This window comes from Paraplanobispora takensis (assembly GCF_016863195.1).
In the GTDB taxonomy this organism is placed as follows: Bacteria; Actinomycetota; Actinomycetes; order Streptosporangiales; family Streptosporangiaceae; genus Planobispora; species Planobispora takensis.
Window position 1 is genome coordinate 22213 of record NZ_BOOK01000023.1, and the last position, 25794, is coordinate 48006.

Sequence of the window (25794 nt, forward strand, 5' to 3'; positions counted from 1 at the left end):
GCCGGGATGCGGGGCCCGCCGTACCGCCGCGGTCCCGCGGGGGCGCTCTCAGGGGTTCATCTCCGCGAGCATCTGCTTGATCTGGGCCAGCCGGGACTGCTCGATCCGGCGGGCCAGCTCCACCACCTGGGCGTTGCGGCCGGTGCGGATCTCGGTGCGCGCCATCTCGACGGCGTTGTGCTGGTGGGCGACCAGCACGTTGAGGAACCGGGTGTCGAAGGCGGCGCCCTTCAGCCTCCTGAGCTTGACGATCTCCGCCGGGCTCGTGGCGTGCAGGCCGCCGTGCGCGTCGTGCGCGTGCGGGTCCGCGGCGGTCAGGGGCCGTCCCCAGGCCTCCAGCCAACCGGTCATGGTCTCGGCCTCGTACCCCTGGGTGGCCGCGATCGCCGCCGCCATCGTCCTGATCTCCTCGCGCGGGGAACGGGTCTCGGCCGCCCCCGCCATCTCCGCCCCCTGGCGGTGGTGCGGGATCATCATCTGCAGGAACATCACGTCGGCGTCGTTGAAGGAGCCGGACGCGCCGGTCCCGGCGGGCGCGGAGGCGTCATCGGCCCCGGCGGGCGCCTTGTCGCCCCCGGCGGGCGCGGCGGAGGCGGGCACGGCGTGCCCGCCGTGCCCGGCGGCCTCACCGTGGGCGGCGGCCCCGGTCCCGCAGGCGGAGACCGTCAGCATGCCCGCGACGGCGGCGCAGGCGAGGGCGATGGCGGAGCGTTTCATCTGTGTCTGTGTCGCTTTTCTCGGTCGGCACGTACGGCTCCCGGCCGGCGTGCGTGGTTCCCGGCGGGCGCCGTGCCGTACGGCACGGCGCCCGCCGGCGGGTCAGCCCAGCTTCTGCCAGAGCGCCGGGACCTTCGGCGGCTCCCAGCCCGGGTAGGCGGTGTGCGCCTGGATGCAGCGGTACCTCACCCCGGCGTGGGTGACCGTGCTGCCCACCGCGTACTTGCCTCCCACGGTCCACGTCCCGGCGGGGGCGGTGGGTGCCGGGGTCTTCGTGGGCGTCGGCGCGGGCGTCTTGGTCGGCGTGGGGGCGGGGGTCTTGGTGGGCGTGGGGGTGGGGGTGCTCCCGCCACCGCCGCCGCCGATCTGCAGGTCGACGCACGAGTAGAAGGCGTTGACGGTGTCGGCGATGTTCCAGATCGCCAGGACCTTCTGGCGGCCGCTGTAGCCCGACAGGTTCACCACGTGCGACACCGTCGCGCCGGGCTGCTTGCCGTTGTCGTTGAAGGTCGCGATCCGGGTGTTGCCGATGTAGTACTCCCAGGTACTGGTGGCGTGCCGGGCGGTCAGCACCCAGTTGAAGGTGACGCTGTTGCCGACGGAGGTGGCCGGCCAGGCCTTGCTCTCGTCGCTCAGCACGGAGAAGCGGGCCACGCCGCCGTGGCAGTTGCGCTGTCCCTTGGGGCCTTCCACGCTCTGCGGCTCGTAGACGATGGCGCCGCAGTTGGCGACCTTGCCCTGGGCGCACATGGCCTGCCGGCTCGGCGGCGACGAGATGTACCCGTGGGCCATCGCCGCCGGGGCCGTGAGAACCGTGGCACCGAAGGCGAGCGATGCCATCGCGGCGACCATGACTGATTTGCGCATGTGCTTTTCCTTGCTATGGGATAACGGAAAACGAGCAGGGATTTCTCGCGGAAAAATAATCGGCGACCCCTCCGTGCGGAACAAAGGTGATGTTTTTATAGCACGACGGAGGCAGCACAAAGCTTATGAGCGGCTTAAGTCTCGTTTAGAGCGACCATAACGGCAGCCCACCGGCCTACGCGCGGGCGAGCAGGGAATTGCCTCCGCCCTTGCCCTTGAATTGCATGAATTGAATTTCCATAATCCAGGCCGGTAAGTCAACGGCCGTCATGGAATTGTTTTCAGGGCCGGCCGTGCGGCTCCGACCAGCGCAGCGGCAGGGACTGCAGCCCGTAGATGCCCTCGACCCCGCCGAACCCCACCTCGCCGTCCGGGGCCAGGTCCGGCATGCGCGGGGCCAGGAAGGCCAGCGCCTCCTCCAGCTCCGCCCGCGCCAGGTTCGCGCCCAGGCAGTAGTGGGCGCCGGCGCCGAAGGTGAGGATCCGGGGGTCCCGCTCGGCGGTGATGTCGAACTCCTCACCCGCCTCGATCCCCCGGTTGCCGCGCTCGGCGCAGATGGCCACGATCGTCCCGGCGGGGAAGACGACCCCGCGGTGCTCGACGTCCTCGACGCAGATCCGCGCGGTGAACGGGGTGATCGGCTCATAGCGCAGCACCTCCTGCACCGCCCGCGCGGCCAGGCCGGGGTCGTCGGCCAGCAGCGCCCACTGGCCGGGGTGCCCGGCGAACAGCCGCAGGGCGTGCGACAGCTGCGCCTGCGTGGTGTCGACCCCGCCGGCCAGCACGTTCAGCACCAGGTTGACGCACTCGGCGTGGGAGAGCCGGTCGCCCTGCTCCTCGGCGGCCAGCAGGGCGCTGACCAGGTCGTCGCCGGGGGCGGTGCGGCGCTCGGCCAGCAGCGCCTCGACGTAGTCGTAGACCTCGGCGACGGCGCGCTCGATGCGCGGCAGCTCGGTGGCCAGCGCCCGGACGTCGAACTGGCGCTGCACCCAGTCGGACCACTCGTGCAGCCTCGGCGCGTCCTGCGGCGGAGCGCCGAGCACCGCCGCGACGGTCAGGGCCGGGTACGGCCGCGCCACCGACCCGACGAACTCGCACGAGGTCGCCTTCGCATCCCACAGCTCCTGGAGGAACCCTCGCATGGCCGGGCGCCAGCGGTCCGCGGCGCGCGGGGTGAACGCCGGGCCGACCAGGGCGCGCAGCCTGCGGTGCCGCTCGCCGCTCTGGTTGAGGATGTTGGCGTCGATCTGCTCCCACAGCCGGCCCGTGACGGCGCCGAACAACTCGGCGATCTGCCGGCCGGGGAACGCCGCGGCCCGCGAGCGCAGGAAGAACTCCCCCGACTCCCGGTCGAGGACCACGTACGACAGCGGCCCCTGCGCCAGCCATCCCCGCCCGGCCGCCTCGGCCAGCCGCCGGTGGTAGACCTCTCCCGTCAGATCGGGCGCCGAGTAGTCGAACTCCGGCAGGTCCAGCTCTGTCACGATCGTCACGACGCCTCCACCCGTGTCGGGCCGACCTCGACCGTACCCCCGCGCCCGCCGGCCGCCGATGGTGAACTTCCACCCGCTTACGACCGGCTTTTCGGCATCAATGACCCGCGTCCGGAGCGCCGGTGCCGCGCAGGGGCGCTCTCACGCCTCCCGTACGACGCCGCCGATGACCGTGGCCACCATCCTGTCGACGGCGCCGGGCTCCGGGCGGGCGCCCGTACGGTCGGCGAACAGCAGGTGCGCGGCCCCGATCAGGGTGGGGGCGAGCATGTCGATCGCGGCGTCCTGCGCGATGCGGCCCAGGTCGCGCTCCGCGGCCAGATATGAGGCGATCATGTCCACCGCCTCCGTCAGGACCGGGACTCCGGCCGGCCAGGCCTGGCGCAGCCGGGCGCGCAGCTCGTCACGGAAGGTGACGAGGGCGACGATCGCCACGGCGACCGACTCGAACAGGGCCGTCAGCGCGGCGGCGAGGTTGCCGGCGACGGTGCCGGTCCCGGCGGACTCGCGCAGGGCCGCGGCCTGGGGGTCCATCCGCTCGATGCGGTCGAGCACGAACTCGGCGAGGAAGGCGTCGAAGTCGGCGAAGTGCCGGTGCAGGACGCCTTTGGCGCACCCCGCCTCGGCGGTGACCGCCCGGCTGGTCAGCGCGCTCGGCCCCTCCCGCAGCAGGATGCGTTCGGCAGCGCCGAACAGCTGCTCGCGCACATCCCTGAGCGCCACCCCTGTCGGCACCGCGACACCCCTCGCCTTCTTCCGGTCGGCCCGCCCGCGGACGAGTGGGCGCTTGCCCATTGATGAGTGGGCACTTGCCCACTACAGTGGGCGCATGCCCACTGTATCGCGAGGGCACGTCCCTCCTCCCGCGCAGGAACCGCACCGCGCCCGGCGGATGGCCGAGTCGTTCGGCGTGGACGCCGAACGCTACGACCGGGCCCGGCCCCGCTATCCCGACGCCCTGGTGGAGCGGATCGTCGCCGCCAGCCCCGGACCCGACGTCCTCGACGTCGGCTGCGGCACCGGCATAGAGGCCCGGCAGTTCCAGGCGGCCGGCTGCACGGTGCTGGGCGTCGATCCCGACGCGCGGATGGCCGAGTTCGCGCGGCGTACCGGGGTCGAGGTCGAGGTGGCGACGTTCGAGGCCTGGGACCCGGCCGGCCGGACGTTCGACGCGGTCGTCGCAGGCCAGGCCTGGCACTGGGTGGACCCGGAGGCGGGCGCGGTGAAGGCGGCCCGGGTGCTGCGGGCCGGCGGCAGGCTGGCGGTGTTCGCGCACGCCTTCGATCCTCCGCCCCCTGTGGCGGAGGCCTTCGCCACGGTCTATCGGCGGGTGGTGCCCGACTCGCCGTTCGACGGCCGGCCGCCGGGGCAGGGCCCGGCCGTCTATCAGCAGATGTTCGCCACGTTCGCCGACGGGATCCGGGAGGCGGGCGGATTCGGCGACCCGGAGCAGTGGCGGTTCGACTGGGAGCAGTCCTACACCCGCGATGAGTGGCTGGACCTGCTGCCCACGACCGGCGGCCTCACCCGGCTCCCGGCGGCCACGGTGGAGGAGGTGCTGGAGGGCGTCGGCGCCGCGATCGACTCGATGGGCGGCGCCTTCACGATGCCCTGCACCACGGTGGCGGTCACCGCAGTGCGGACCGCCACCGCCTGACCCACGGGCGTCGTCAGAAGTCGAACTCGGCGACCGGCCGCACCACGACCGTTCCGCCGTACAGAGCGCCGGGGCAGCGGGCGGCCCAGTCGAGTGCGACGTCGAGGTCCGGCACGTCGATGACGTAGTAGCCGCCCAGGAGCTCGCGGGTCTCGGCGAACGGCCCGTCCGTGATGGTCCGCTCACCGGTCCCGCTGACCTGGACCTTCGTGGCGGTGGTCAGATCGGCCAGGGATTCCCCGGAGACCCAGACTCCCGACTCCCTGACGGTCTTGTCGTAGGTCACCCACTCCTCGAAGGACGCCTCCTCGGCCCCCTCGGTCGTGTCGGGGCTGTAGATCAGCAGCATGTACTTCACGGTCCGGCTCCTTCGTCTGCCGTGGTGTCCCGTACGGCGGGGTCGCCGTACATGATGACGACGAACGGGACACGACCGTATCGACACGGCCGCGGACTTTTTTCCGGACGAACTTCCCGGACGAATTTTCCGGACGGTCCGGGCGGGCCGCAGGACGGTCACCGAGACCGTGCGCGCCGTACTGGACGGACTCGGCGAGGTCTCCGAGCGGATCGGCGCGGTGGCCGCGACCGACTACGCCTGGACGCTCCCGTGGAGCCTGACCGGCGCGCCGGGAGCGGAGTCCGGCCTCCCGGCACCCTCACGGCCAGTACGGCACGGCCTGCTCCGCCGCGCGGACGACGGCGCTTCCGTCGAGGGTGACGGCGGTGGTGCCGATGCCCAGGTCCTGCCACTCGACGACGAACTCGAAGGGACCGGGCGGCGGGAGCGGCCAGAGCCAGAGCTGCCGATCGCCCCGGTAGGACCGGTCGTCGTAGGCGGCTCCGCCCTCGGCCTCGACGAGCATCGGAGGCTGCGGCCGGTCGGTGGGGTGCGCCCAGCCGCGGAAGGCGTTCTCGGCCGTCGTGGCCCTGGAGCCGTCGGGGAGGCGGACGCCGAACTTCAGACCGGTATCGGTCGCGGCGAGGCCGGGAGCCGCGCTGTAGCCTCCGTCCAGGCTTGCGCACAGACCTTGCCAGGCCGCCTCGTCCAGCGGGCCCCGCCGCATGACCAGGCGCAGGCAGAGACTGCAGCCCTCGGGGAAGGCGAGGACGTGCTGCAGCACCAGGACCGCGCGGTCGCTCCTGGCGACGAACTGCTGGATCGGTACGCAATGGCCGAGGATGTCGCCGGATGGTCCCTGCCAGGCAGCGGCGTTCATGCACCCCACGATAGCCGGGCGGGAACGAGCGCGCAGGCCGGGCGATCTCCCGCGATCCGTCCGGGATGATCCGCCGTCGCCCGCCCTTGGCCGTGCCCGGCGACGCCTGGCCCGCCGCGTTCGGCACGTTCTAAACCGGTGGTGCGGGGGCAGGCGGTTCACATAGCGTCGGGTGCTCGTCAGGGAAGGGGGCGGATCATGACGGACGGCGACGGGGCGCGGGCCCGGCTCACGCGGGTGCTGGTGGTCGGCGACGTGCACGGCCAGTTCGAGAGGCTGGCCCGGTGGTCGGAGGCGGTACGGCACGCCCGCGGCCCCCTGGACGCCATCCTCGCGGTCGGCGACGTCGAGCCCAACCGCGACGAGATCGACGCGGCCGGGGTGCACGGCCCGGCGAAGTACCGCGCGCTCGGCGACTTCCCCGAGGTGGCCCGGCGGAAGCTCGACCTGGGGGCGCCGCTGTACTTCATCGGCGGCAACCACGAGCCCTGGCCGGCGCTGGACGCCGAGGGTCCCGGCTGGTGGAGCGGCGGCGAGGCCTACTTCCTCGGCCGGGCCGGGGTCGCCGAGGTCGCCGGGCTGCGGGTGGCGTTCCTGTCGGGCATCTACGCGCCCCGCGTCACCGACGTGCCCGGGGCCCCCAGAGAGACGATCAAGGACCGCAACTACTACACCCGCCAGGAGCTGGAGCAGGTGGCCGCGGCGGCCCGCCGGCAGGGACCGGTCGACCTCCTGCTCACCCACGACTGGCCCTCGGGCATCGCGGACCCGGACCTGGGCGAGCACGTCGGCCGCCCCGAGCTGCGGGATCTGTGCGAGCGCGTCCGGCCCGGCTGGTACTTCTGCGGCCACATGCACCGGCCGAACCGGGCCTCCATCGGCCCGTCCCGGGTCGTGTGCCTGGGCCACATCCGGTCCGGGCCCGCCGCGCTCGCCCTCCTGGAGCGGGAGAGCGGCGGGCGGACCGTCCTCGTCGAGGATCCCGCCCGCCGCTCTCCCGGCTCTCAGGCTCTGGCGGGGGACTCCCGCTGACGCCTCACTGCGGGTCGTAGGCGAGGTTGGGCCGCAGCCAGCGCTCGACCTCGGCGAGGCCGAGGCCCCGGCGCCGGGCGTAGTCCCCGACCTGGTCCCTGCCGAGGCGTCCCACGGTGAAGTAGCGCGAGGACGGGTGGGCGAACAGCAGGCCGCTGACGCTGGCGGCGGGGGTCATCGCGAACGACTCGGTCAGGCCCATGCCGATCCGCTCGGCGCCGAGCAGGCCGAACAGGTCCCGCTTCTGGCTGTGGTCCGGGCTCGCGGGATAGCCGAACGCGGGGCGGATGCCGCGGAAGCGCTCGGCGTGCAGGTCCTCCGGCGCGGGGGCGGTGTCCGGCTCGTACCACTCGCGCCGCGCCCGCAGGTGCAGGTGCTCGGCGAACGCCTCGGCGAGACGGTCGGCCAGGGCCTTCACCATGATGGAGCGGTAGTCGTCGTTGCGGGCCGCGAAATCCGCGGCGAGCTCCTCGGCCCCGTGCACGGCCACGGCGAACCCGCCGATGTGGTCCCCCTGCGGGGCCACGTAGTCGGCCAGGCAGCGGTTGGCCCGCCCCTCGGGCTTGACCGTCTGCTGGCGCAGCATCGGCAGGCGCAGGAGGCCGCCGTCGTACGGCGCGCCCGCCTCGACGAGGATGTCGTCGCCGTCGGAGCGGGCGGGCCAGAAGCCGTAGGCGCCGCGGGCCCGCAGGGAGCCGTCGGCGACGATCCGGTCGAGCAGCGTATTGGCCTCCTCGTAGAGCTCGCGGGCCACCGGCTGGTCGAGGATCGCCGGATACTTGCCCTTCAGCTCCCAGGCCAGGAAGAAGAACTGCCAGTCGATCATCTCGCGCAGGGCGGTCAGGTCCGGCTGGACGGTGCGGACCCCGGTGAAGGCGGGCACGGGCAGCTCCTCGAAGGAGACCCGCTCGCGGTTCGCCCGGGCCCGCTCGACGCTCAGCATGGGGCTGCGCTCCCTGGCCGCGTGCTGCTCGCGCAGGCGCTCCTGCTCGGCGCGGTTGCGCACGGCCAGTTCCCCGGCCCGCTCGTCGTCCAGCAGGTCGGCGACCACGCCGACGACGCGGGAGGCGTCCAGCACGTGGACCGTGGTGCCGTCGTAGGCCGGGGCGATGCGCACCGCGGTGTGCTGGCGCGAGGTCGTGGCGCCGCCGATCAGCAGGGGCAGCTTCAGCCCGCGGCGCTGCATCTCCGCGGCCACGCCGGTCATCTCGTCCAGCGACGGGGTGATCAGCCCGGAGAGCCCGATCGCGTCGGCGCCCTCGGCGACCGCGGTGTCCAGGATCGTGCCGGCCGGGACCATCACGCCGAGGTCGACGACCTCGTAGTTGTTGCAGCCGAGCACGACGCCGACGATGTTCTTGCCGATGTCGTGCACGTCGCCCTTGACGGTGGCGAGCACGATCTTCCCGTTGCCGCCGCCCCTGCCGCTCTCGGCCCGTCCCTCCAGCCGGGCCCGTTCCTTTTCGGCCTCCATGAAGGGTTCGAGGTAGGCCACCGCCCGCTTCATCACCCGCGCGCTCTTGACCACCTGCGGCAGGAACATCTTGCCCGCGCCGAACAGGTCGCCCACGATCTTCATGCCGCTCATGAGCGGGCCCTCGATCACGTCGAGGGGGCGCGTCGCCGACTTGCGGGCCTCCTCGGTGTCGGCCTCGACGAAGTCGACGACGCCGTGCACGAGCGCGTGCGCCAGCCGTTCCTCCACCGGGGCCTCGCGCCAGGACAGGTCCACGGTACGGCGGGTGCCGCTGCCGCTGACCGTCTCGGCGAAGGCCACCAGCCGGTCGGTGGCGTCGGGACGCCGGTCGAAGATGACGTCCTCGACGAGTTCGAGCAGGTCGGCGGGGATGTCCTGGTAGACGGCGAGCTGGCCCGCGTTGACGATGCCCATGTCCAGCCCGGCGCGCACGGCGTGCAGGAGGAACGCCGAGTGCATCGCCTCGCGCACGACCTCGTTGCCCCGGAAGGAGAACGACAGGTTGGAGATGCCGCCGCTGATGCGCGCCCCGGGGCAGCGCTCCTTGATGAGCGGCAGCGCGTCGATGAACGCCCTGGCGTAACCGTTGTGCTCGGCGATGCCGGTGGCGACGGCGAGCACGTTGGGATCGAAGACGATGTCCTCGGCGGGGAAGCCCGCCTCCCGGGTGAGCAGGTCGTAGGCCCGGGCGCAGATCTCCACCTTGCGCTCGGCGGTCTCGGCCTGGCCCTTCTCGTCGAAGGCCATGACGACCACCCCGGCGCCGTAGTCGCGGATGCGCCGGGCCTGCTCCAGGAACGGGCCCTCGCCCTCCTTGAGGCTGATGGAGTTGACCACGCCCTTGCCCTGCACGCACTTGAGACCGGCCTCCAGCACGCTCCACCGCGAGCTGTCGATCATGATCGGGATACGGGCGATCTCCGGCTCGGTCGCGACCAGGTTCAGGAACGTGGTCATGGCCCGCTCGCTGTCGAGCAGGTCGGCGTCCATGTTGACGTCGAGCAGGTTGGCCCCGCCGCGCACCTGCTCCAGCGCGACGTCGGCGGCGGCCTGGAAGTCGCCTGCCTCGATCAGGCGCCGGAACCGCGCCGATCCCGTGACGTTGGTGCGCTCCCCGATCATGACGAACCCGGTGTCCGGGCCGATCTCGAACGGCTCCAGGCCGCTGAGGCGGGTGCGCGCGGCGGGCGCCGCGACCGGGCGCGGCGGCAGGCCGGAGACCTCGGCGGCGACCCGCTCGATGTGCGCGGGCGTGGTCCCGCAGCAGCCGCCGACGATGTTGACCATCCCGGACGCGGCGAACTCCGCGAGCAGCCGCCCGGTCTCCTGCGCCGTCTGGTCGTAGCCGCCGAACGGGTTCGGCAGCCCGGCGTTGGGGTGGGCGGCCGTGTAGACGCCGGCCAGCCGGGACAGCTCGGCGACGTACGGGCGCATCTCCGCCGCGCCCAGGGAGCAGTTCACCCCCACCACCAGCGGCTGCGCGTGCTCGATCGCCCGCCAGAACGCCTCGACGGTCTGCCCCGACAGGGTGCGCCCGCTCAGGTCGACGATCGTCACCGAGATCCACAGCGGCAGGTGCGGGGCGACCTCGCGCGCGGCGGCGACGGCGGCCTTCGCGTTGAGCGTGTCGAAGACCGTCTCGATCAGCAGCAGGTCGACGCCGCCCTCGTCCAGCGCCCGGATCTGCTCGGCGTAGGCGGCGCGGACCTCGTCGAACGACGTCGTACGGTAGGAGGGGTCGTCCACCTTCGGCGACAGCGAGAGCGTGACGTTGAGCGGGCCGACCGAGCCGGCCACGAACCGGCCGCCGGCCTCGTCGGCGGCCTGGCGCGCGAGCCGGGCCCCCTGCAGGTTCATCTCCCGCACCAGCGACTGCAGGCCGTAGTCCGCCTGGGCGATGCTCGTGGCGGTGAAGGTGTTGGTCGTGGTGATGTCCGCGCCCGCCGCGAAGTAACGCCGGTGGACGTCCAGGATGACGTCCGGGCGCGTCAGGTTCAGCAGGTCCGGGTCGCCGGTCACGTCGTAGGGGTGGTCGGCCGGCAGCTCGCCGCGATAGTCGGCCGGGGTGAATCCGGAGCCCTGCAGCATCACGCCCCAGGAGCCGTCGAGCACCGCGACCCGCCGCTCGAGGATCTCCTTCAGAGCACGGGCCGCGTCACCGCGATTCGATCGCATCTGGTCACCTCCGATTGTCGGAGGCGCCCTTGATGCGTATGAGCAGACCGAGCGTGGCGGGCATGGGCCCGTTGCAGCGCCTCTCGGCCTGGTTTTCGAGACTAGCAAGCGTGGGCGGCCCGCCGGAATGCCGTGGCCTCGATCTGCCACCCGAACGCCCACGGCCCGGATCGGCCGCGGGCGTCCCGGCGGGCCGGTCACAGCCGTGCCCTCGTCCGGCCACGACCGTCACCGCCGGAGGTCACCGCCCCGCCCGGGGGTCGAAGTCGGCGACGTGGTCGGCCGCCCACTCCCGGAACGTCCGCGCGGGCGTGCCGGTGATCTCCTCCACCGCGGCGGTGACCACCTCGGGTTCCTCGGCCATCCTCGCCCAGCCCCGCAGCATGCCGTCCACGGCCGAGGCGTCGCCCCACGCGGCCAGCATCTGCTCGCGGGCGGTCCCGGCCGGGATCTCCTCGAACCTCACCTGCCGGCCGATCGCCTCCCCGATGGCGTGCGCCTGCTCGATCTGGGTCACCGCCCGCGGGCCGGTGATCACATGCCGGGCCCCGGCGTGCCCGTCCTCCGTCAGCGCCCGGGCGGCCACCGCCGCGATGTCCCGCTCGTGGATCAGCGACCTCGCCGCCCGCCCGAAGGGCGCCCGCACGACGCCGCCGTCCCGGATCTGGGAGGCCCAGCCGAGGGTGTTGGCGGCGAACCCGGTGGGCCGCAGGAACGTCCACTCCGCGCCGGAGCGCGCGATCAGCCGTTCGATGAGCGCGTGGGATCCGAGGATCCCTCCGGGCTCCCGGGACGGATCGTCGGGGGCGTCGTCCGGGACCCCGTTGGCGGACAGGTAGACGATGCGGCGCGCCGATCCGGCGATCGCACCGACGGTGGCGGGCGCGGCGTGGTCGGCCGACAGGGTCGGCCAGAGCAGGAAGACGGACCCGGCCCCCTTCAGCGCGGCGTCCAGGCTCGCCGGATCGGCCAGGTCTCCGGCGACGACCTCGGCGCCGGAGGGCAGGGCCGCCGAGGCCGGGTCCCGGACCAGTGCCCGCACCGGCGCCCCCGCCTCCAGCAGGCGGGACACCACGTGCCCGCCCACCCTGCCGGTGGCCCCGGTCACCAGGATCACATCGGATTCGCGCACAGCCGTTCCCTTCGACGATCGGATCATCGAAGGGAACGCTAGAATCTCAACCAAACTTGAGGTCAACTGCCGCGGGCGGACCCGGCCGTCAGCGCAGGAACGCCGCCGCCACTCCTCCGTCGACGGGCACGTGCAGGCCGGTGGTCAGCGACAGCTCACCGCCGGTCAGGGCGAAGACCGCCGCGGCGATGTGCTCGGGCAGCACCTCGCGCTTGAGCAGGGTGCGCCGAGCGTAGAACTCTCCCAGCTTCTCCTCCTCCACCCCGTAGACCGCCGCCCGGTTGGCGCCCCAGCCGGAGGCGAAGATGCCCGAGCCGCGCACCACGCCGTCGGGGTTGACGCCGTTGACCCGGATGCCGTGCTCGCCCAGCTCGGCCGCGAGCAGCCGGACCTGGTGGGCCTGGTCGGCCTTGGCCGCGCCGTAGGCCAGGTTGTCGGGCCCGGCGAAGACGGCGTTCTTGGAGGAGATGTAGACGATGTCGCCGCCCATGCCCTGCTCGATCATCACCCGGGCGGTCTCCCGGGAGACCAGGAACGAGCCGCGCGCCATCACGTCGTGCTGCAGGTCCCAGTCGGCCAGGGTGGTCTCCAGCAGCGAGCGCGAAAGCGACAGCCCGGCGTTGTTGACCACCAGGTCCACCCCGCCGAAGGCCAGCACCGCCTGCCGTACCGCCTCGGCGACCTCCTCCTCGGAGGTCACGTCGGCCCGCACCGCGACCGCCCTGTCCCCGGGACGGTGGGCCCCGGCGGCGATCTCGGCGGCGACCTTCCCGGCCGCGCCCGGGTCGCGGTCGGCCACCACCACGCAGGCGCCCTCGGCCGCCAGGCGCCGGGCGGTGGCCGCGCCGATGCCCGAGCCGCCGCCGGTCACCAGCGCGACGCGGGCGGCCAGCGGTTTGGGCGCGGGCATCCGGCGCAGCTTGGCCTCCTCCAGCTCCCAGTACTCGATGCGGAACTTCTCGGCCTCGTCGATCGGCGCGTACGACGACAGCGCCTCGGCGCCGCGCATCACGTTGATCGCGTTGACGTAGAACTCCCCGGCCACCCGGGCGGTCTGCTTGTCCTTGCCGAAGGAGAACATGCCGATCCCGGGCACCAGCACGATCGCCGGGTCCGCCCCGCGCATCGGCGGGGAGTCCGGGCCCGCGTGCCGGTCGTAATAGGCCGCGTACTCCTCGCGGTAGGCGAGGTGCAGCTCGCGCAGCCGGTCGGCCACCTGCCGCGGCGGCGCGTCCGGGGGCAGGTCCAGCACCATCGGGCGCACCTTGGTGCGCAGGAAGTGGTCGGGGCACGAGGTGCCCAGCGCGGCCAGGCGCGGGTGCTCGGCCCGGGCCAGGAAGTCCAGCACCTCGGGGCTGTCGGTGTAGTGGCCCACCTGCGGCGCGTCGGTCGAGCACAGCCCGCGCACCAGCGGGAACAGCTCGGCGGCCCGCGCGTGCCGTACGGCCGGCTCGACCGGCTCGTGGATCACCGCCCCGAACGGGTCGGGCCGGCCGTGCGCGGCGATGTGGGCCTCGGCGGTGCGGATGATCTCCAGGGAGTTGGCCTCGCACTCCTGCGACGTCGCGCCCCAGGCGGTGATGCCGTGCCCGCCGAGGATCACGCCGATCGCCTGCGGGTTGTCCCGCTTGATCGCGGCGATGTCCAGCCCGAGCTGGAAGCCCGGCCGCCGCCAGGGCACCCAGGCCACCCGGTCACCGAAGATCGCCCGGGTGAGCTCCTCGCCGTCGGCGGCCGTCGCGATCGCGATGCCCGCGTCCGGGTGCAGGTGGTCGACGTGGGCGGCCTCCACCAGGCCGTGCATGGCGGTGTCGATGGACGGCGCGGCCCCGCCCCTGCCGAAGGCGCAGTGGTCGAAGGCGGCGACCATCTCGTCCTCGCGCTCCACGCCGGGGTAGACCCCCCTCAGCGCCCGCAGCCGGTCCAGCCGCAGTACGGCCAGCCCCTCTGCGGTCAGCGTGCCCAGGTCCCCGCCCGACCCCTTGACCCACATCAGCTCGACGTCCGAGCCGGTCACCGGGTCGACGGCGGTGCCCTTGGCCGAGGCGTTGCCACCGGCGTAGTTGGTGTTGCGCGGGTCGGCCCCCAGCGCGTGGGAACGGCCGAGCAACTGCTCAACCGGCGACGATGTCATGAAATATCCCCCAAACAAATGAACATGATCTCAACAGCGGGTGCCTCCGGGCGGACGGGCGCTCCTCGGACAAGCGCTCCCCCACCGGACAGGACCCCGCACCTCAAGCGCCGCAAGCGCCTCAGGCGCCCCAGCCGGCCTGGGTGCCGCCGACCCGCTCGGCGGCGACCTTCTCGAAGTAGCCCGAGCGGGCGTAGGCGGCCATCGGGTCGGCCTCCAGCCCCATCCCGGCACGCAGCCCGGCCAGCAGCGGCCGCACGTCGGTGTTGTAGGCGTCCATCAGCACGGCGTTGGCACCCAGCACGTCACCGGACCGCTGCGCCGCGGCCAGCGCCTCGCGGTCCACCAGCAGCGCCTTGGCGGTGGCCTCCTGCACGTTCATCACCGAGCGGATCTGGCCGGGGATCTTCGGCTCGATGTTGTGGCACTGGTCCAGCATGAAGGCCACCCCGCCCTCCAGCCCGCCCCCGCTCACCACCTCGCACATGATGCGGAAGAGCTGGAAGGGGTCGGCCGCGCCCACCATCAGGTCGTCGTCGGCGTAGAAGCGCGAGTTGAAGTCGAAGCCGCCCAGCTTCCCCTCGCGCAGCAGGAAGGCCACGATGAACTCGATGTTGGTGCCGGGCGCGTGGTGCCCGGTGTCCACCACGACCTGCGCCTTGGGGCCGAGCTTGACGCAGTGGGCGTAGGCGGTGCCCCAGTCGGGCACGTCGGTGGCGTAGAAGGCCGGCTCGAACAGCTTGTACTCCAGCAGGAAGCGCTGCCCCTCCCCCAGCCGCCCGTACACCTCGGCCAGCGCCTCGGCCAGCCGGTCCTGGCGGGCCCGGATGTCGTCCTGGCCCGGATAGTTCAGGCCGTCGGAGAACCACAGCTTGAGCGTGTCGGAGCCGGTGGCGTCCATGATGTCGACGCACTCCAGCAGGTGGTCGGTCGCCTTGCGGCGCACCCGCGGGTCCGGGTGGGTGACGCTGCCCAGCATGTAGTCGTCGTCCTGGAAGACGTTGGAGTTGATCGCGCCGATGCCGATGCCGAGCCCCCGGGCGTGGGCGGACAGCTCGGCGTAGTCGTCCACCCGGTCCCAGGGGATGTGCAGCGCCACGGTCGGCGCCACGCCGGTGAAGGCGTGCACCTGGGCGGCGTCGGCGAGCTTCTCGTAGGGGTCGCGCGGCACGCCCTGCTGGGCGAAGACCTTGAATCGCGTGCCCGAGTTGCCGTACGCCCACGAGGGCGTCTCGATGTGCTGCGCCCGCAGGCGGGACGTGATGTCCATGGGAGTCCCCGATTCAGTCAAGGTGGAACACCTCTGTCAGTGGTCGCATGCCTTCGTCCGGCCGCCCGTCGAGGTCCTCGAAGAACGGCGCCATCTCCGCCTGCCAGCGCGCGTTGACCTCGGTGGCGGCCATGCCCTCGCGGGCCCCGGCGAAGTCGTCGGTCTCCAGGTAGCCGACCAGCAGGCCGTCGTCGCGCAGGAAGAGGGAGTAGTTGCGCCATCCGGTGGCGCGCAGCGCCCGGAGCATCTCCGGCCAGACGGCCGCGTGCCGCTCCCGGTACTCCGCCAGCCGTTCGGCCCGGACCTTCAACAGGAAACAGACGCGTTCCAATGGATGTCCTCTCGGTCCCGGTACGGCTCCCGCGGCGGGAGCCGTACCGGGGTGTGGTCACGGATCAGAAGTCGAAGTCGTCGATGTTGTCCTTGGTGAAGACCGTGGGCTTGCCGAGCAGGACCTCGCCGTCGGCGCCGACGGTGTACTCGCCGAGCTTGCCGGCCTTGAACTTCTCGCCCTCGGCGCCGGTGATCTGGCCGGAGGCCAGCGCGGCGGCGGCGTAGCCGGCCAGATAGCCGAGGTCACCGGGGTTCCACAGTTCGAAGCCCTCGATGGTGCCGTCCTTGACGAACTGGCGCAGCTGGTTGGGGGTGCCCAGGCCGGTCAGCTTCACCTTGCCCTTGTACGGCGAGTCCGACAGGTAGCGCGCCGCGGCGGCGATGCCGACGGTGGTCGGGGAGATGATGCCGGCCAGGTCCGGATAGGAGCGCAGCAGGCCCTGGGTCTCGGTGAAGGACTTCTGGTCCTCGTCGTTGCCGTAGGCGACCTTGACCAGCTCCATGTCCTTGTACTCGGGCTTGCCCAGCTCGTCCTTCATGAAGTCGATCCAGGTGTTCTGGTTGGTCGCGTTCGGCGTCGCGGACAGGATCGCGATCTTGCCCTTGTGGCCGATCTGCTCGGCCAGCAGCTGGACCTGGGTGCGGCCGAGGTCCTCGGCGCTGGCCTGGTTGACGAACACGTCGCGCCCCTCGGGCGCGGTGTCGGAGTCGTAGCTGACGACCTTGATCCCCGCGGCCCTGGCCTGCTTGAGCGCGGGCACGACCGCGTTGGGGTCGTTGGCGGAGATGACGATCGCGTCCTGCTTCTGCTGGATGAGCGTGTTGATGTAGGAGACCTGCGAGGACGCGCTGGCCTCGGACGGGCCGACCTCCTTGCCCTGGCCGCCGAACTCCTCGGCCGCGGCGATGCCCTGGGTGTTCGCGGTGGTGAAGTAGGGGTTGTTGACCTGCTTGGGCAGGAAGGCGATCTTCAGGCCCTGTTTGATCGGCGCGTTGGGGTCGGCCGCGGCCGACGACGCGGGGGCGGCCGCCGGAGCGGAGGTCTGCTGCGCCACGTCACTCTTGGTGGTGCCGCCGCAGGCGGTGGCCATCAGCGCCAGACCGGCGACGAGCGCCATGCGGCGCCAGGGGGTGCGCGTTGTCATGAAACCGACTTCCCTTCCTTGTGCAGTGAGGCCTTGTGCAGTGAGGAGCGCCGGCGCCAGACCGCCCCCAGGTTCGGCGCCAGGACGGAGGCGACGAGCAGCAGGCCCGTCACGAAGTTGAGGACCTCGTTGGCCACGTCGGCCAGGATCAGCGCGTTGCGTACGACGCCCAGCAGCAGGACCGCCATGAGCACGCCGGGCAGCGTGCCGCGCCCGCCGAAGATGGACACCCCGCCGAGCAGGACCGCCGCCACCACGGCCAGCTCCAGCCCGACGCCGTTGTCGGCGCGGGCGCTGGCGTAGCGGAAGGTGTAGACGAGCGAGGCCAGCGCGGCGCAGGCGCCCGAGGCGACGAAGAGCCAGAACTTGATCCGCTTGACCCGCACGCCCGAGAAGTAGGCGGCCTCCTCGCCGGCGCCCAGCGCGAAGATCGACCGGCCGACGCCGGTGGCGTGCAGCACCGTCCCGGCCACCACGGCCAGGACCGCGACCAGGATGGTCACCAGCGGGATCGGCCCCAGCGTCTGGGTGGCCAGAGCGGTGTAGGCGGGCGGCAGGTCGGCCACGGCCTGGTCGCCGAGGATCACGTAGGCCAGGCCCCGGTAGAGCGCGAACGTGCCGATCGTCACGGCCAGCGACGGCAGCCCGAGGCGGGTGACGAGCAGGCCGTTCAGGGCTCCGCAGAGCGCGCCTGCCAGCAGGCAGACCGGCATGATCGCCTCGATCGGCAGCCCGGCGTTCCACAGCCAGCCCAGGACCGCGCAGGACAGGCCGAGCGTGGAGGCGACCGACAGGTCGATCTCGGCGGCCACGACGACCAGCGTCATGGTCAGCGCCATCAGGGCGATCTCGGTGGTGTCGAGCAGCAGGAACGACACGTTGGAGGGGTTGGCGAAGCCGTCCACCGACACCGAGGCCCACAGCACGACGGCGACGAGCAGGAGGAGGATCAGCCCTTCCCAGCGGCGGACCAGGTCACGTGGCATCGCGGTACCTCCGGCGGCGGAGCGCGGCGGCCACCCGCAGCGCCAGGAGACGGTCGAGGACGATGGCGGCGATGATCAGGGCGCCGCTGATGGCGGTCTGCGCGAGCGCGTCGACCCGCAGGACGGCGAGCGCGCTGGTGATGCTGGCCAGCAGCACCGCGCCGAGCGCGGCGCCGTACACCGTGCCGCTCCCGCCGAAGATCGCCACGCCGCCGACCACCACGGCGGCGATCACGTCGAGCTCCTTGCCGGTGGCCACGGTGGCGTCGACGGTGCCGAAGCGCGCCGCCCACATGACGCCCGCGAGCCCGGCCAGCGCGCCGTTGGCCACGAACGCCGCGATGATCCGGCGCCGGACCCGGATGCCGGCCAGCACGGCCGCCTCGGGGCTGGAGCCGATCGCGTACAGCTCGCGGCCCGCCGGCAGGTTGCGCAGCATCCAGCCGACGACCAGCACCACCGCCAGCGCGACGAGCGCCAGCAGCGGCAGCCCGAGCACCGAGGCGGAGCCCAGCGACAGGAAGCCCCCGGGCATGTCGGCGGCGTTCACCTGCCGGCCGCCCGCCCACGCGTAGTCGATGCCGCGGAAGGTGTAGAGCGTGCCGAGCGTGGCCACCAGGGCGGGCACCCCGGCCACGCCGACGAGCAGGCCGTTGATCGCACCGCACAGCGCGCCGAGCAGGACGCAGCCGGCGATCACCAGCGGGACCGGCACCCCGGGGTTGTCGGCCATGATCAGCGCCCCGCCGAACGCCGACAGGCCCACGACCGAGCTGACCGACAGGTCGACGTTGCGCGTGACGACCACCAGCGTCTGCCCGACCGCGAGCATGGCGACTATCGAGGAGTTCAGCAGGATGTCGCGCAGGCTGTCGAAGGACAGGAACGCGGGGTTGACCACGCCGGTGAACCCGAACAGCAGGCCGAGGGCGGCTACGATGCCCAGCTCGCGCACCCGCGCCACCCGGCTGACCAGCCGGTCGCCGCGCGGCGCCGGCGGGACCGGCGAGGCCGCCGACCCCGCGTCCGGCGCCGCCAGCCCGGTCTCCGGGCCGCTCATGCCGCGTTCCTTCCGGTGGCCGCGGCCATCACGCTCTCCTCGGTCGCCTCCGCCCGGGGGATCTCGGCCACCAGCCGGCCCTCGTGCATCACCAGCACCCGGTCCGCCATGCCGAGCACCTCGGGCAGCTCGGAGGAGATCATGAGGACCGCGATGCCCTCCGCCGCCAGCTCCGACAGCAGCCGGTGCACCTCGGCCTTGGTCCCGACGTCGATGCCGCGCGTCGGCTCGTCCACGATGATCACCGATGGCTTCCTGGCCAGCCACTTGGCCAGCACGACCTTCTGCTGGTTGCCGCCGGACAGCACGCCGACCGCGTCGGACAGCCGGGAGAACTTCAGCTGCAGCCGCAGCGCCCAGTCGCGGGCCCGGTCGCGCTCGGCGGCGCGGGAGATCAGCGCGCCGCGCCGTACGGCCGACAGCCCGGCCAGCGCGATGTTGCGCTCGATCGACAGGTCCATCACCAGACCCTGCTGACGCCGGTCCTCCGGCACCAGCGCCAGTCCCGCGGCCATCGCGGCGGACGGGCTGGCCTGGCGCAGCCGGCGCCCGGCCACCTCGACCCGGCCGGCGTCCCACCGGTCGATGCCGAAGATCGCCCGGGCGACCTCGCTGCGGCCCGCCCCCACCAGGCCCGCCAGGGCGACGATCTCCCCCTTGCGCACCTCGAAGGAGACGTCGGTGAACACACCCTCGCGGGTCAGCCGGTGCACGGTGAGGGCGACCTCCCCGGGCACGGCCTCCAGCTTGGGGAACAACGCCTCCAGCTCCCGGCCCACCATGCGCCGTACCAGGTCGTCGGGGGTGAGGTCGGCGATGAGGTCGCTTGCGACGAAGGCGCCGTCCCGCAGCGTGGTGACCCGCCGGCAGAGCTCGAAGATCTCCTCCAGCCGGTGGGAGACGAACAGCACCGCGCAGCCCTGCTCGCGCAGCGCCTTGACCACCCGGAACAGCCGGGCCACCTCGTTGCCCGACAGCGCCGCGGTCGGCTCGTCCATGATGAGGACCCGGGCGGACCGCGACAGGGCCTTGGCGATCTCCACGAGCTGCTGGTCGGCGATGGACAGGCCGCGGGCCGGCTGGTCGGGGTCGAGCGGGACGCCCAGCCGCCCGAACAGCTCCACCGCGCGGGCCCGCATGGCGGGCCGGTCGATCCGGCCCAGGCGGGTGCGCGGCTGGCGGCCCATGAAGATGTTCTCGGTCACCGACAGGTCGGGGAAGAGCGTCGGCTCCTGGTAGATCACCGCCACGCCCGCCCGCTGCGCGCCGGCGGTGCCGTGGAACTCCACGGGCTCGCCGTCCAGCAGGATCCGCCCGGCGTCCGGGCGGTACAGCCCGGAGAGGGTCTTCACGAGCGTGGACTTGCCCGCGCCGTTCTCCCCGGCGAGGGCGTGGGCCTCTCCGGCGTACAGCTCCAGGGAGACCTCGCGCAGCGCCTGGACGGCGCCGAACGATTTACTCACCGAGCGCAACGCCAGGACGGGGGGTTTGTCGACCATGAGCTCCCTCCACGGGAGTTCGAGAAAAACGTTTCAAATTTGAGTGGACACTAGGTCAGCCGCCTTCCCCCGTCAATAGCCGGTTTCCTGGACGTTTCGGTCCAGTGACGCCCTGAAGAGGGAAGCTCTTGCTCAGCGCCAGTTGTTACGTTTTAATCAAGGTCCATGGCCAGAGAGCGGTGGGACCGACGATGAGCGCGGTGGGCATCAAAGAAGTCGCCGAACACGCCGGCGTGTCCCCGGGGACCGTGTCGAACGTGCTGAACCGGCCGGAGAAGGTCTCCGCCCCGACCCGGTCCCGGGTCGAGGCCGCCATCCGCGAGCTGGGGTTCGTCAGGCACGGCTCGGCCTCGACGCTGCGCGCCGGGCACAGCAAGACCGTGGGGCTGTCGGTCATCGACATCGGCAACCCGTTCTTCACCGACGTCACCGCCGGAGTCGAGGACGTGGCCAGCGACCGCGGATACGCCGTGCTGCTGAGCAACTCCGCGGGCTCCAGGAGCAAGGAGGAGCGCAACCTGCTGGTCCTGGCCGAGCAGCGGGTCCGCGGGGTGCTGATCACCCCCTCCGACGAGGACCCCGCCCGGCTCGACCGGCTGCGCGAGCGCGGGATCAGCGTCGTGCTGGTCGACCACCCCGCGCACCGGCCCGACCAGTGCTCGGTGGCCGTCAACGACATCGGCGGCGGCGAGACGGCCGTGGCCCACCTGTTGTCCGGAGGCGCCGCGGAGATCGCCTACGTGACGGGCCCGCTGACCATCCGGCAGTGCCTGGACCGGCGCGCCGGCGCGGAGCGGGCGCTCGGCGGGCGGCCGCTGCGGGTCGTGGAGATGGCCGCGATGACCCCCCGCGCGGGTCAGCAGGCCGCCGAGAAGCTCATCTCCGAGGGCGGCCTGCCCGACGCGATCTTCTGCGCCAACGATCTGCTCGCGCTCGGCATGCTGCGCGGGCTCCTGCACGCGGGGGTACGGGTGCCCGGCGACGTGGCGCTGATCGGCTACGACGACATCGACTTCGCCGCGGCCTCGGCGGTCTCGCTCAGCTCCGTCCGCCAGCCCACCTACCAGCTGGGCAGGGTCGCCACCGAACTGCTGCTCGACGAGTGCGACAACCCCGCCACCCACGCGCACCAGCAGATCATGTTCCAGCCCGAGCTGATCGTCAGGGAGTCGACGCGATGAGCCGCTTCGCCGCCGTCGACCTCGGCGCCTCCAGCGGCCGGGTCATGCTCGGCGAGCTCTCCGGCCGGGGCGTGCGCCTGGCGGAGGCCCACCGCTTCCCCAACCGTCCCGTCAGAGTGGGCGGCACGCTGCACTGGGACATCCTCGGCCTCTACCGCGAGATCCTGCACGGCCTGCGCCTGGCGGGCCCGGTGGACTCGATCGGGGTGGACTCCTGGGCCGTCGACTACGGGCTGCTGGACTCCGGCGGCGCGCTGCTGGGCAACCCGGTGCACTACCGCGACGGCCGCACCGACGGGGTGATGGAGCGCGTGACCGCCGCGATCGGGGCCGCCGGGCTGTACGACGTGGCCGGGCTGCAGTTCCTGCCGTTCAACACGGTCTACCAGCTCCTGGCCGACCGGCCGGAGCGGGCCGAGCGCATGCTGCTCATCCCCGACCTGCTGTCCTACTGGCTCACCGGCGAGATCGGCGCCGAGCTCACCAACGCCTCCACCACGGGCCTGCTGGACGTGCGCAGCCACGAGTGGGCCTGGCCGCTGATCAAGGATCTCGGCCTGCCGGAGCGGATCTTCCCCCCGCTGCGCGCGCCGGGCGACCCGGCGGGGAGGCTGCGTCCCGACGTCGCCGGCGAGCTCGGCTGGACGAGCGCTGTCACCGCCGCCGTCACCACCGTCGCCTCGCACGACACGGCCTCCGCGGTCGCGGCCGTGCCCGCCGCGGGATCGCGTTTCGCCTACATCTCCTGTGGCACCTGGTCGCTGGCCGGGGTCGAGCTGAGCGAGCCCGTGCTCACCCCCGAGAGCCTCGCCGCCGACTTCACCAACGAGACGGGCGTCGACGGGACCGTCAGATATCTGCGCAACGTGATGGGCCTGTGGCTGCTGCAGGAGTCGCTGCGCGCCTGGGGCGATCCGGAGCTCGTCCCCCTGCTCGCCGCGGCCGGGGCCGCGCGCCCGTTCGCCGCGGTCGTCGACCCCGACACGCCCGCGTTCCTGCCGCCGGGCGACATGCCGGCCAGGATCGCCGCCGAGTGCCGGCGCACCGGCCAGGAGCCCCCCGCCGATCCCCCGCAGGTCGTGCGGTGCATCCTGGAGAGCCTGGCCCTGGGGCACCGCCGGGCCATCCGGCAGGCGGTCGCCCTGTCGGGACGGCAGGTCGAGGTGATCCACCTGGTGGGCGGCGGCAGCCGCAACGACCTGCTGTGCCGTCTCACCGCGGACGCCTGCGGCCTGCCCGTGGTGGCCGGCCCGGTGGAGGCCACCGCGCTGGGCAACGTCCTCGTCCAGGCCCGGACCGCCGGTCTGGTCGCCGACCTGGCCGAGATGCGCGCCCTGTCGGCGGCGCAGCCGCTCAAGCGGTACGAGCCCGCCGGGGACGACGGCGCCTGGGCCGAGGCCGAGGCGCTGCTGGAGCGCACCCGGCCCGGACGGGGATGAGACACCCCTGGCCGGCTGGACCGTGCCACCTTTACGATCATCGCCCATGACGATCCGCACGCTGGTGGCCGCCACCGGAGCCTTCACCCTGTTGTTCTCCGGCACGACCGCCCTGCTCTCCGGTACGGCCTCCGCCTACCCCATCCAGGGCGCCCCCGAGCTGACCCACAACCCCCTCTACAAGAAGGGCCGCCTCCCCGAGGTCTCCTGCAAGGCGGTCAAGGGCACCACCGAGGCCTCCGCGAAGAAGTACATCACCAAGATCTTCAGCTGCCTGGACACCGCCTGGAAGAAGACCTGGGATGACTTCACCCCCGCCGAGGTGAGCATCAACAAGACCGTCGAGTCGGAGCTCTGCTCCGGACTGAAGATCGCCGGTTCCTTCGCGGTGCCCTGCTACGGCGGCATCCAGGTGCAGCTCCGCTCCGACTGGATCAAGGCGAAGTCCGACCTGGCCGTCCTCCTCCAGCTCACGCGGGCCTACAGCCGGCGCGTCCAGGGGCACACCGGCATCAGCGAGACCTGGTGGGCGCTGCCGAACAGCGGGATCGAGGCCGAGACCGACGAGCAGACCCACCGCTTCTACCTCCAGGCCGACTGCCTGACCGGGGTGTCGATGAAGGCCCTGGGCCGCTCGGCCAAGGACTGGAAGCCCCTCCTCGACGCCGAGACGCCCCCCGAGTACGACAGGTTCGACTGGGACGGCAAGCCCGCCAACCGCCTCTACTGGTTCAAGAAGGGCTACGCCTCGGGCGGCCCGGGTGCGTGCAACACCTGGAAGGCCGCCTCCGCCAAGGTCGCCTGAGGCCCGCGGGCGCCACCGGCGCCGCGCGGACGGGTGGCCGGATCAGCCGTCCGCGGTGGCCACGACCGTGTGATGGGTGACGGTCGTGTCGTAGTCGATCAGCACCGCCCTGGCCTCCGGTTCGACGACGGCGGCTGTGAGGTCGGGGCCGGCGAAGTCCCGTATCGCCTCCGGCGACTCCCACAGGGTCACCACCTGGATCTCGACGTGGCTGCCGTCGCGCCGCAGCAGGTAGGCGCCGCGGTGCCCGCCGGCGCCCCGCAGGGCGGGCAGGACCGAACGGACGAAGTGCCGTTCGTAGGCGTCCGCGCCCTCGGGCGTCGCGGTCGCGCACCAGATCCGGGCGATCACCACGCCTCCCCCGCCGGCTCGTGGCCCTCCTGCGCCCGCCGGCCGCCGCGCAGCCGGGCCAGCCAGGCCGGTGCGGATCCACGGCCGGAGCCGAGACGGTAGGCGCCCAGCAGCCAGTCGGCCAGCCGGTCCCGGTCGATGACGACCACGTCGTGCTCGCGTGCCGTAGCGGCGGCCTGCGCGCTGAGGCGGTTGGAGGTCACGAAGACCCCCCGGTGGCCGCGGTACGGCCGGGACTGCAACGCGCCCACGAAGTCGCGCACCGCGCCGGGGCCGACCGGCCGCGTGTAGTGCTTGCACTGGACCGCGTAGGCCCGGCCGCCCGGCGCGACCCCGCACACGTCCACGCCCCCGTCCCCGGCCCCGCCGACGACGCGGACCCGGCCGAAGCCGTCACGCCGCAGCAGCTCGGCCGTCAGCTCCTCGAACCGGCGCGGGTCCAGCCGGTCCGGTCCCACGCGCAGCAGCGCGTCCCTGCGGTAGGCCGCACCCATCCGGCGCACCACCAGGACGGCGGCGGCCAGCGCGACCGCGAGCCCGGCGGCGACGCCGAGCACCACCGCCCAGGGCGGGGACGGGACCTGCGGCAGTGCGGGCACCGCGACGACGACGGCCGCCGGGACGAGCAGCCACGCCGGGCCGGGCCGGGTCCTCTTCCGGCTCCGCCGGGCGGTGCGCCCGCGCGCCGCCGATCCTGGTGATCTGCGCCTCGCCATCGAGACCTCCGAAAAGGAGACGGGGAAGATGCGCCGAGTGTGAACCTCACCCCCGACAGAATCCACCGGCCCGGGCCCGCGCCGCGCCGCGGACGGCCGCCTGCAGCCGGCTCTCATCCTCGCCGAGGGCCGTCACGGCCGCCGGGAAGGCCATGGACAGCTCCACCATGACGTCGAGAACCACCTCGTCCAAGAGCGCCTCGATGGCGGACGGTCCCACCTTGGACCGCGCGCCGGCCAGTCTCGGCTCGTTGACCATCGCATGGGCGATACGGCTCAGCTCCTCGAAGGTGAGGAACACGTGCGGATCCCAGGGACGGCTGCGGTCGAAGCGCTGTTCGTCGAACTCCTCGATCTTCCGTTTGAGAGCCGGGCGGTGCGCGGGGGCCAGCGGGGCGTCCGGCCGGAGCACGAGCCCTTCGGCCAGGTTGCCGGGCAGGTCCGGCAGCCCGAGCGCCCTCGGCAGGCGGGTGGGGAAGCGGACCGGCAGGGCGTCGATCTCCGGCAGACCTCCCCTGGCGAGGAGCGGAACGACGTCGAGACCGGCCTCGGCGGCGATCGCGGCGACGTCGGCGTACGGGAGGAAGACTCCGGGGTCGTCCGGATCCTCGTGCCGCAGCACGTCGAAGAGCGCGAAGCGGATCTCCGGGCTGTACCACACCCCCGTCTGGACCGGGGCCGCGCCCGGCGCCGGCGGGACCCCGGGGTGCGGGTAGTGGCCGCCGTACAGCTCGCCGTAGACGCGCACCGCCGCACCGCCGCGGGTCAGAGCGGCCTCACCCGCCCCGGCGAAGGCCGAGCGCAGGAGCTGCCAGCCGAAGAAGGGCTCGTCCTCTCGCAGCCATGCCTTGCGCTTGCCCACGGACAGGTTCCGGCCGTCATAGGCGATCACCATCTGGGCGCCGTGGAGTTTCTCCGTCGCCACCCATTCCCGGTGGCTGCGGACGGCCGCCGTGCCGGGTGATCCGATCACGGGGATCTTGGGGTAGGCGAGATGGTGCATCGGAGCAGTATCACCGGTCCGGCGCAGGCGGGCATCCGAATATCGGGGCGCGCGGCCGTACCTCCCGCCGGGCGAACCCGGCAGCCGTGGCCCGGCGTGGTT

Annotated in this window: 23 protein-coding genes and 1 riboswitch; of the genes, 5 read left to right on the forward strand and 18 right to left on the reverse strand. The window is 72.8% G+C overall.

All coding sequences use genetic code 11. From position 1 onward, the window contains the following. Positions 1–48: 48 nt before the first annotated feature. The 4 genes from Pta02_RS16620 to Pta02_RS16635 form a co-directional block, all read right to left on the reverse strand. Positions 49–717 carry a DUF305 domain-containing protein gene (locus Pta02_RS16620; RefSeq protein ID WP_203875735.1) on the reverse strand — a complete coding sequence of 223 codons (669 nt, stop codon included), beginning with the start codon at positions 715–717 and terminating at the stop codon, positions 49–51. Positions 718–819: 102 nt separating this feature from the next. Next, on the reverse strand, positions 820–1584 hold the full coding sequence (locus Pta02_RS16625) for a lytic polysaccharide monooxygenase (RefSeq protein WP_203875736.1): 765 nt from the start codon (positions 1582–1584) through the stop codon (positions 820–822). 281 nt (positions 1585–1865) lie between these two features. After that, positions 1866–3077, reverse strand: a complete 1212-nt coding sequence (locus Pta02_RS16630) for a cytochrome P450 (RefSeq protein WP_203875737.1) — start codon at positions 3075–3077, stop codon at positions 1866–1868. Between the two features lie 141 nt (positions 3078–3218). After that, positions 3219–3812, reverse strand: a complete 594-nt coding sequence (locus Pta02_RS16635) for a TetR/AcrR family transcriptional regulator (RefSeq protein ID WP_203875738.1) — start codon at positions 3810–3812, stop codon at positions 3219–3221. 94 nt (positions 3813–3906) lie between these two features. Between Pta02_RS16635 and Pta02_RS16640 the strand changes: the two genes are divergently transcribed. Then, positions 3907–4734 carry a class I SAM-dependent methyltransferase gene (locus Pta02_RS16640; RefSeq protein ID WP_239130743.1) on the forward strand — a complete coding sequence of 276 codons (828 nt, stop codon included), beginning with the start codon at positions 3907–3909 and terminating at the stop codon, positions 4732–4734. Positions 4735–4747: 13 nt separating this feature from the next. Here the strand turns inward: Pta02_RS16640 and Pta02_RS16645 are convergent, their stop codons facing one another. Further along, positions 4748–5083, reverse strand: a complete 336-nt coding sequence (locus tag Pta02_RS16645) for a YciI family protein (RefSeq protein WP_239130747.1) — start codon at positions 5081–5083, stop codon at positions 4748–4750. A 310-nt stretch (positions 5084–5393) separates the two neighbouring features. Further along, positions 5394–5954, reverse strand: a complete 561-nt coding sequence (locus Pta02_RS16650) for a hypothetical protein (protein WP_203875740.1) — start codon at positions 5952–5954, stop codon at positions 5394–5396. 198 nt (positions 5955–6152) lie between these two features. Here Pta02_RS16650 and Pta02_RS16655 point away from each other — a divergent pair, with 198 nt between their 5' ends. Next, on the forward strand, positions 6153–6986 hold the full coding sequence (locus Pta02_RS16655; RefSeq protein WP_203875741.1) for a metallophosphoesterase family protein: 834 nt from the start codon (positions 6153–6155) through the stop codon (positions 6984–6986). A gap of 4 nt (positions 6987–6990) precedes the next feature. Here the strand turns inward: Pta02_RS16655 and metH are convergent, their stop codons facing one another. From metH to Pta02_RS16700, 9 genes are all read right to left on the reverse strand, one after another. Then, positions 6991–10638, reverse strand: a complete 3648-nt coding sequence (gene metH, locus Pta02_RS16660) for a methionine synthase (protein WP_203875742.1) — start codon at positions 10636–10638, stop codon at positions 6991–6993. A 14-nt stretch (positions 10639–10652) separates the two neighbouring features. After that, a riboswitch (S-adenosyl-L-homocysteine riboswitch) is annotated at positions 10653–10729 on the reverse strand. 150 nt (positions 10730–10879) lie between these two features. Continuing rightward, complete coding sequence (locus tag Pta02_RS16665; protein ID WP_239130745.1) at positions 10880–11770, reverse strand: NAD(P)H-binding protein; 891 nt, start codon at positions 11768–11770, stop codon at positions 10880–10882. 88 nt (positions 11771–11858) lie between these two features. Further along, positions 11859–13904, reverse strand: coding sequence for a bifunctional aldolase/short-chain dehydrogenase (locus tag Pta02_RS16670; protein WP_203875744.1), 2046 nt, complete (start codon positions 13902–13904; stop codon positions 11859–11861). A gap of 121 nt (positions 13905–14025) precedes the next feature. After that, positions 14026–15174, reverse strand: coding sequence for an L-rhamnose isomerase (gene rhaI / locus Pta02_RS16675; protein ID WP_203875745.1), 1149 nt, complete (start codon positions 15172–15174; stop codon positions 14026–14028). 13 nt (positions 15175–15187) lie between these two features. Next, positions 15188–15505 (reverse strand): L-rhamnose mutarotase, encoded by a 318-nt coding sequence (locus Pta02_RS16680; RefSeq protein WP_203875746.1) that lies wholly within the window; start codon positions 15503–15505, stop codon positions 15188–15190. A 64-nt stretch (positions 15506–15569) separates the two neighbouring features. Further along, a complete protein-coding gene (rhaS, locus tag Pta02_RS16685) occupies positions 15570–16652 on the reverse strand; it encodes a rhamnose ABC transporter substrate-binding protein (protein ID WP_203875747.1) in 1083 nt (360 codons plus the stop codon). Next, complete coding sequence (locus tag Pta02_RS16690) at positions 16649–17638, reverse strand: ABC transporter permease (protein WP_203875748.1); 990 nt, start codon at positions 17636–17638, stop codon at positions 16649–16651. The genes rhaS and Pta02_RS16690 overlap by 4 nt, the downstream gene beginning before the upstream one ends. Next, the gene (locus Pta02_RS16695; protein WP_203875749.1) at positions 17628–18698 is read right to left on the reverse strand and encodes an ABC transporter permease; all 1071 of its coding nucleotides are present in this window, start codon (positions 18696–18698) and stop codon (positions 17628–17630) included. Before Pta02_RS16695 ends, Pta02_RS16690 begins: the two co-directional genes overlap by 11 nt. After that, a complete protein-coding gene (locus tag Pta02_RS16700; protein ID WP_203875750.1) occupies positions 18695–20197 on the reverse strand; it encodes a sugar ABC transporter ATP-binding protein in 1503 nt (500 codons plus the stop codon). Before Pta02_RS16700 ends, Pta02_RS16695 begins: the two co-directional genes overlap by 4 nt. Positions 20198–20388: 191 nt before the next feature. Between Pta02_RS16700 and Pta02_RS16705 the strand changes: the two genes are divergently transcribed. From Pta02_RS16705 to Pta02_RS16715, 3 genes are read left to right on the forward strand one after another with little or no spacing between them, the layout of a single operon-like run. Beyond that, positions 20389–21378, forward strand: a complete 990-nt coding sequence (locus tag Pta02_RS16705; protein WP_203875751.1) for a LacI family DNA-binding transcriptional regulator — start codon at positions 20389–20391, stop codon at positions 21376–21378. Further along, on the forward strand, positions 21375–22817 hold the full coding sequence (locus Pta02_RS16710; protein WP_203875752.1) for a rhamnulokinase: 1443 nt from the start codon (positions 21375–21377) through the stop codon (positions 22815–22817). Before Pta02_RS16705 ends, Pta02_RS16710 begins: the two co-directional genes overlap by 4 nt. Before the next feature lie 46 nt (positions 22818–22863). Beyond that, on the forward strand, positions 22864–23622 hold the full coding sequence (locus Pta02_RS16715) for a neutral zinc metallopeptidase (RefSeq protein ID WP_203875753.1): 759 nt from the start codon (positions 22864–22866) through the stop codon (positions 23620–23622). Positions 23623–23664: 42 nt separating this feature from the next. On the opposite strand, the gene Pta02_RS16720 is transcribed toward Pta02_RS16715, so the two are convergent. The 3 genes from Pta02_RS16720 to Pta02_RS16730 are packed head-to-tail and all read right to left on the reverse strand — an operon-like array spanning position 23665 to position 25692. Further along, positions 23665–23973, reverse strand: coding sequence for an antibiotic biosynthesis monooxygenase family protein (locus tag Pta02_RS16720; RefSeq protein ID WP_203875754.1), 309 nt, complete (start codon positions 23971–23973; stop codon positions 23665–23667). Continuing rightward, the gene (locus Pta02_RS16725; RefSeq protein WP_203875755.1) at positions 23970–24689 is read right to left on the reverse strand and encodes a restriction endonuclease; all 720 of its coding nucleotides are present in this window, start codon (positions 24687–24689) and stop codon (positions 23970–23972) included. The genes Pta02_RS16720 and Pta02_RS16725 overlap by 4 nt, the downstream gene beginning before the upstream one ends. Before the next feature lie 46 nt (positions 24690–24735). After that, the gene (locus tag Pta02_RS16730; RefSeq protein ID WP_203875756.1) at positions 24736–25692 is read right to left on the reverse strand and encodes an RNA ligase family protein; all 957 of its coding nucleotides are present in this window, start codon (positions 25690–25692) and stop codon (positions 24736–24738) included. Positions 25693–25794: the final 102 nt, after the last annotated feature.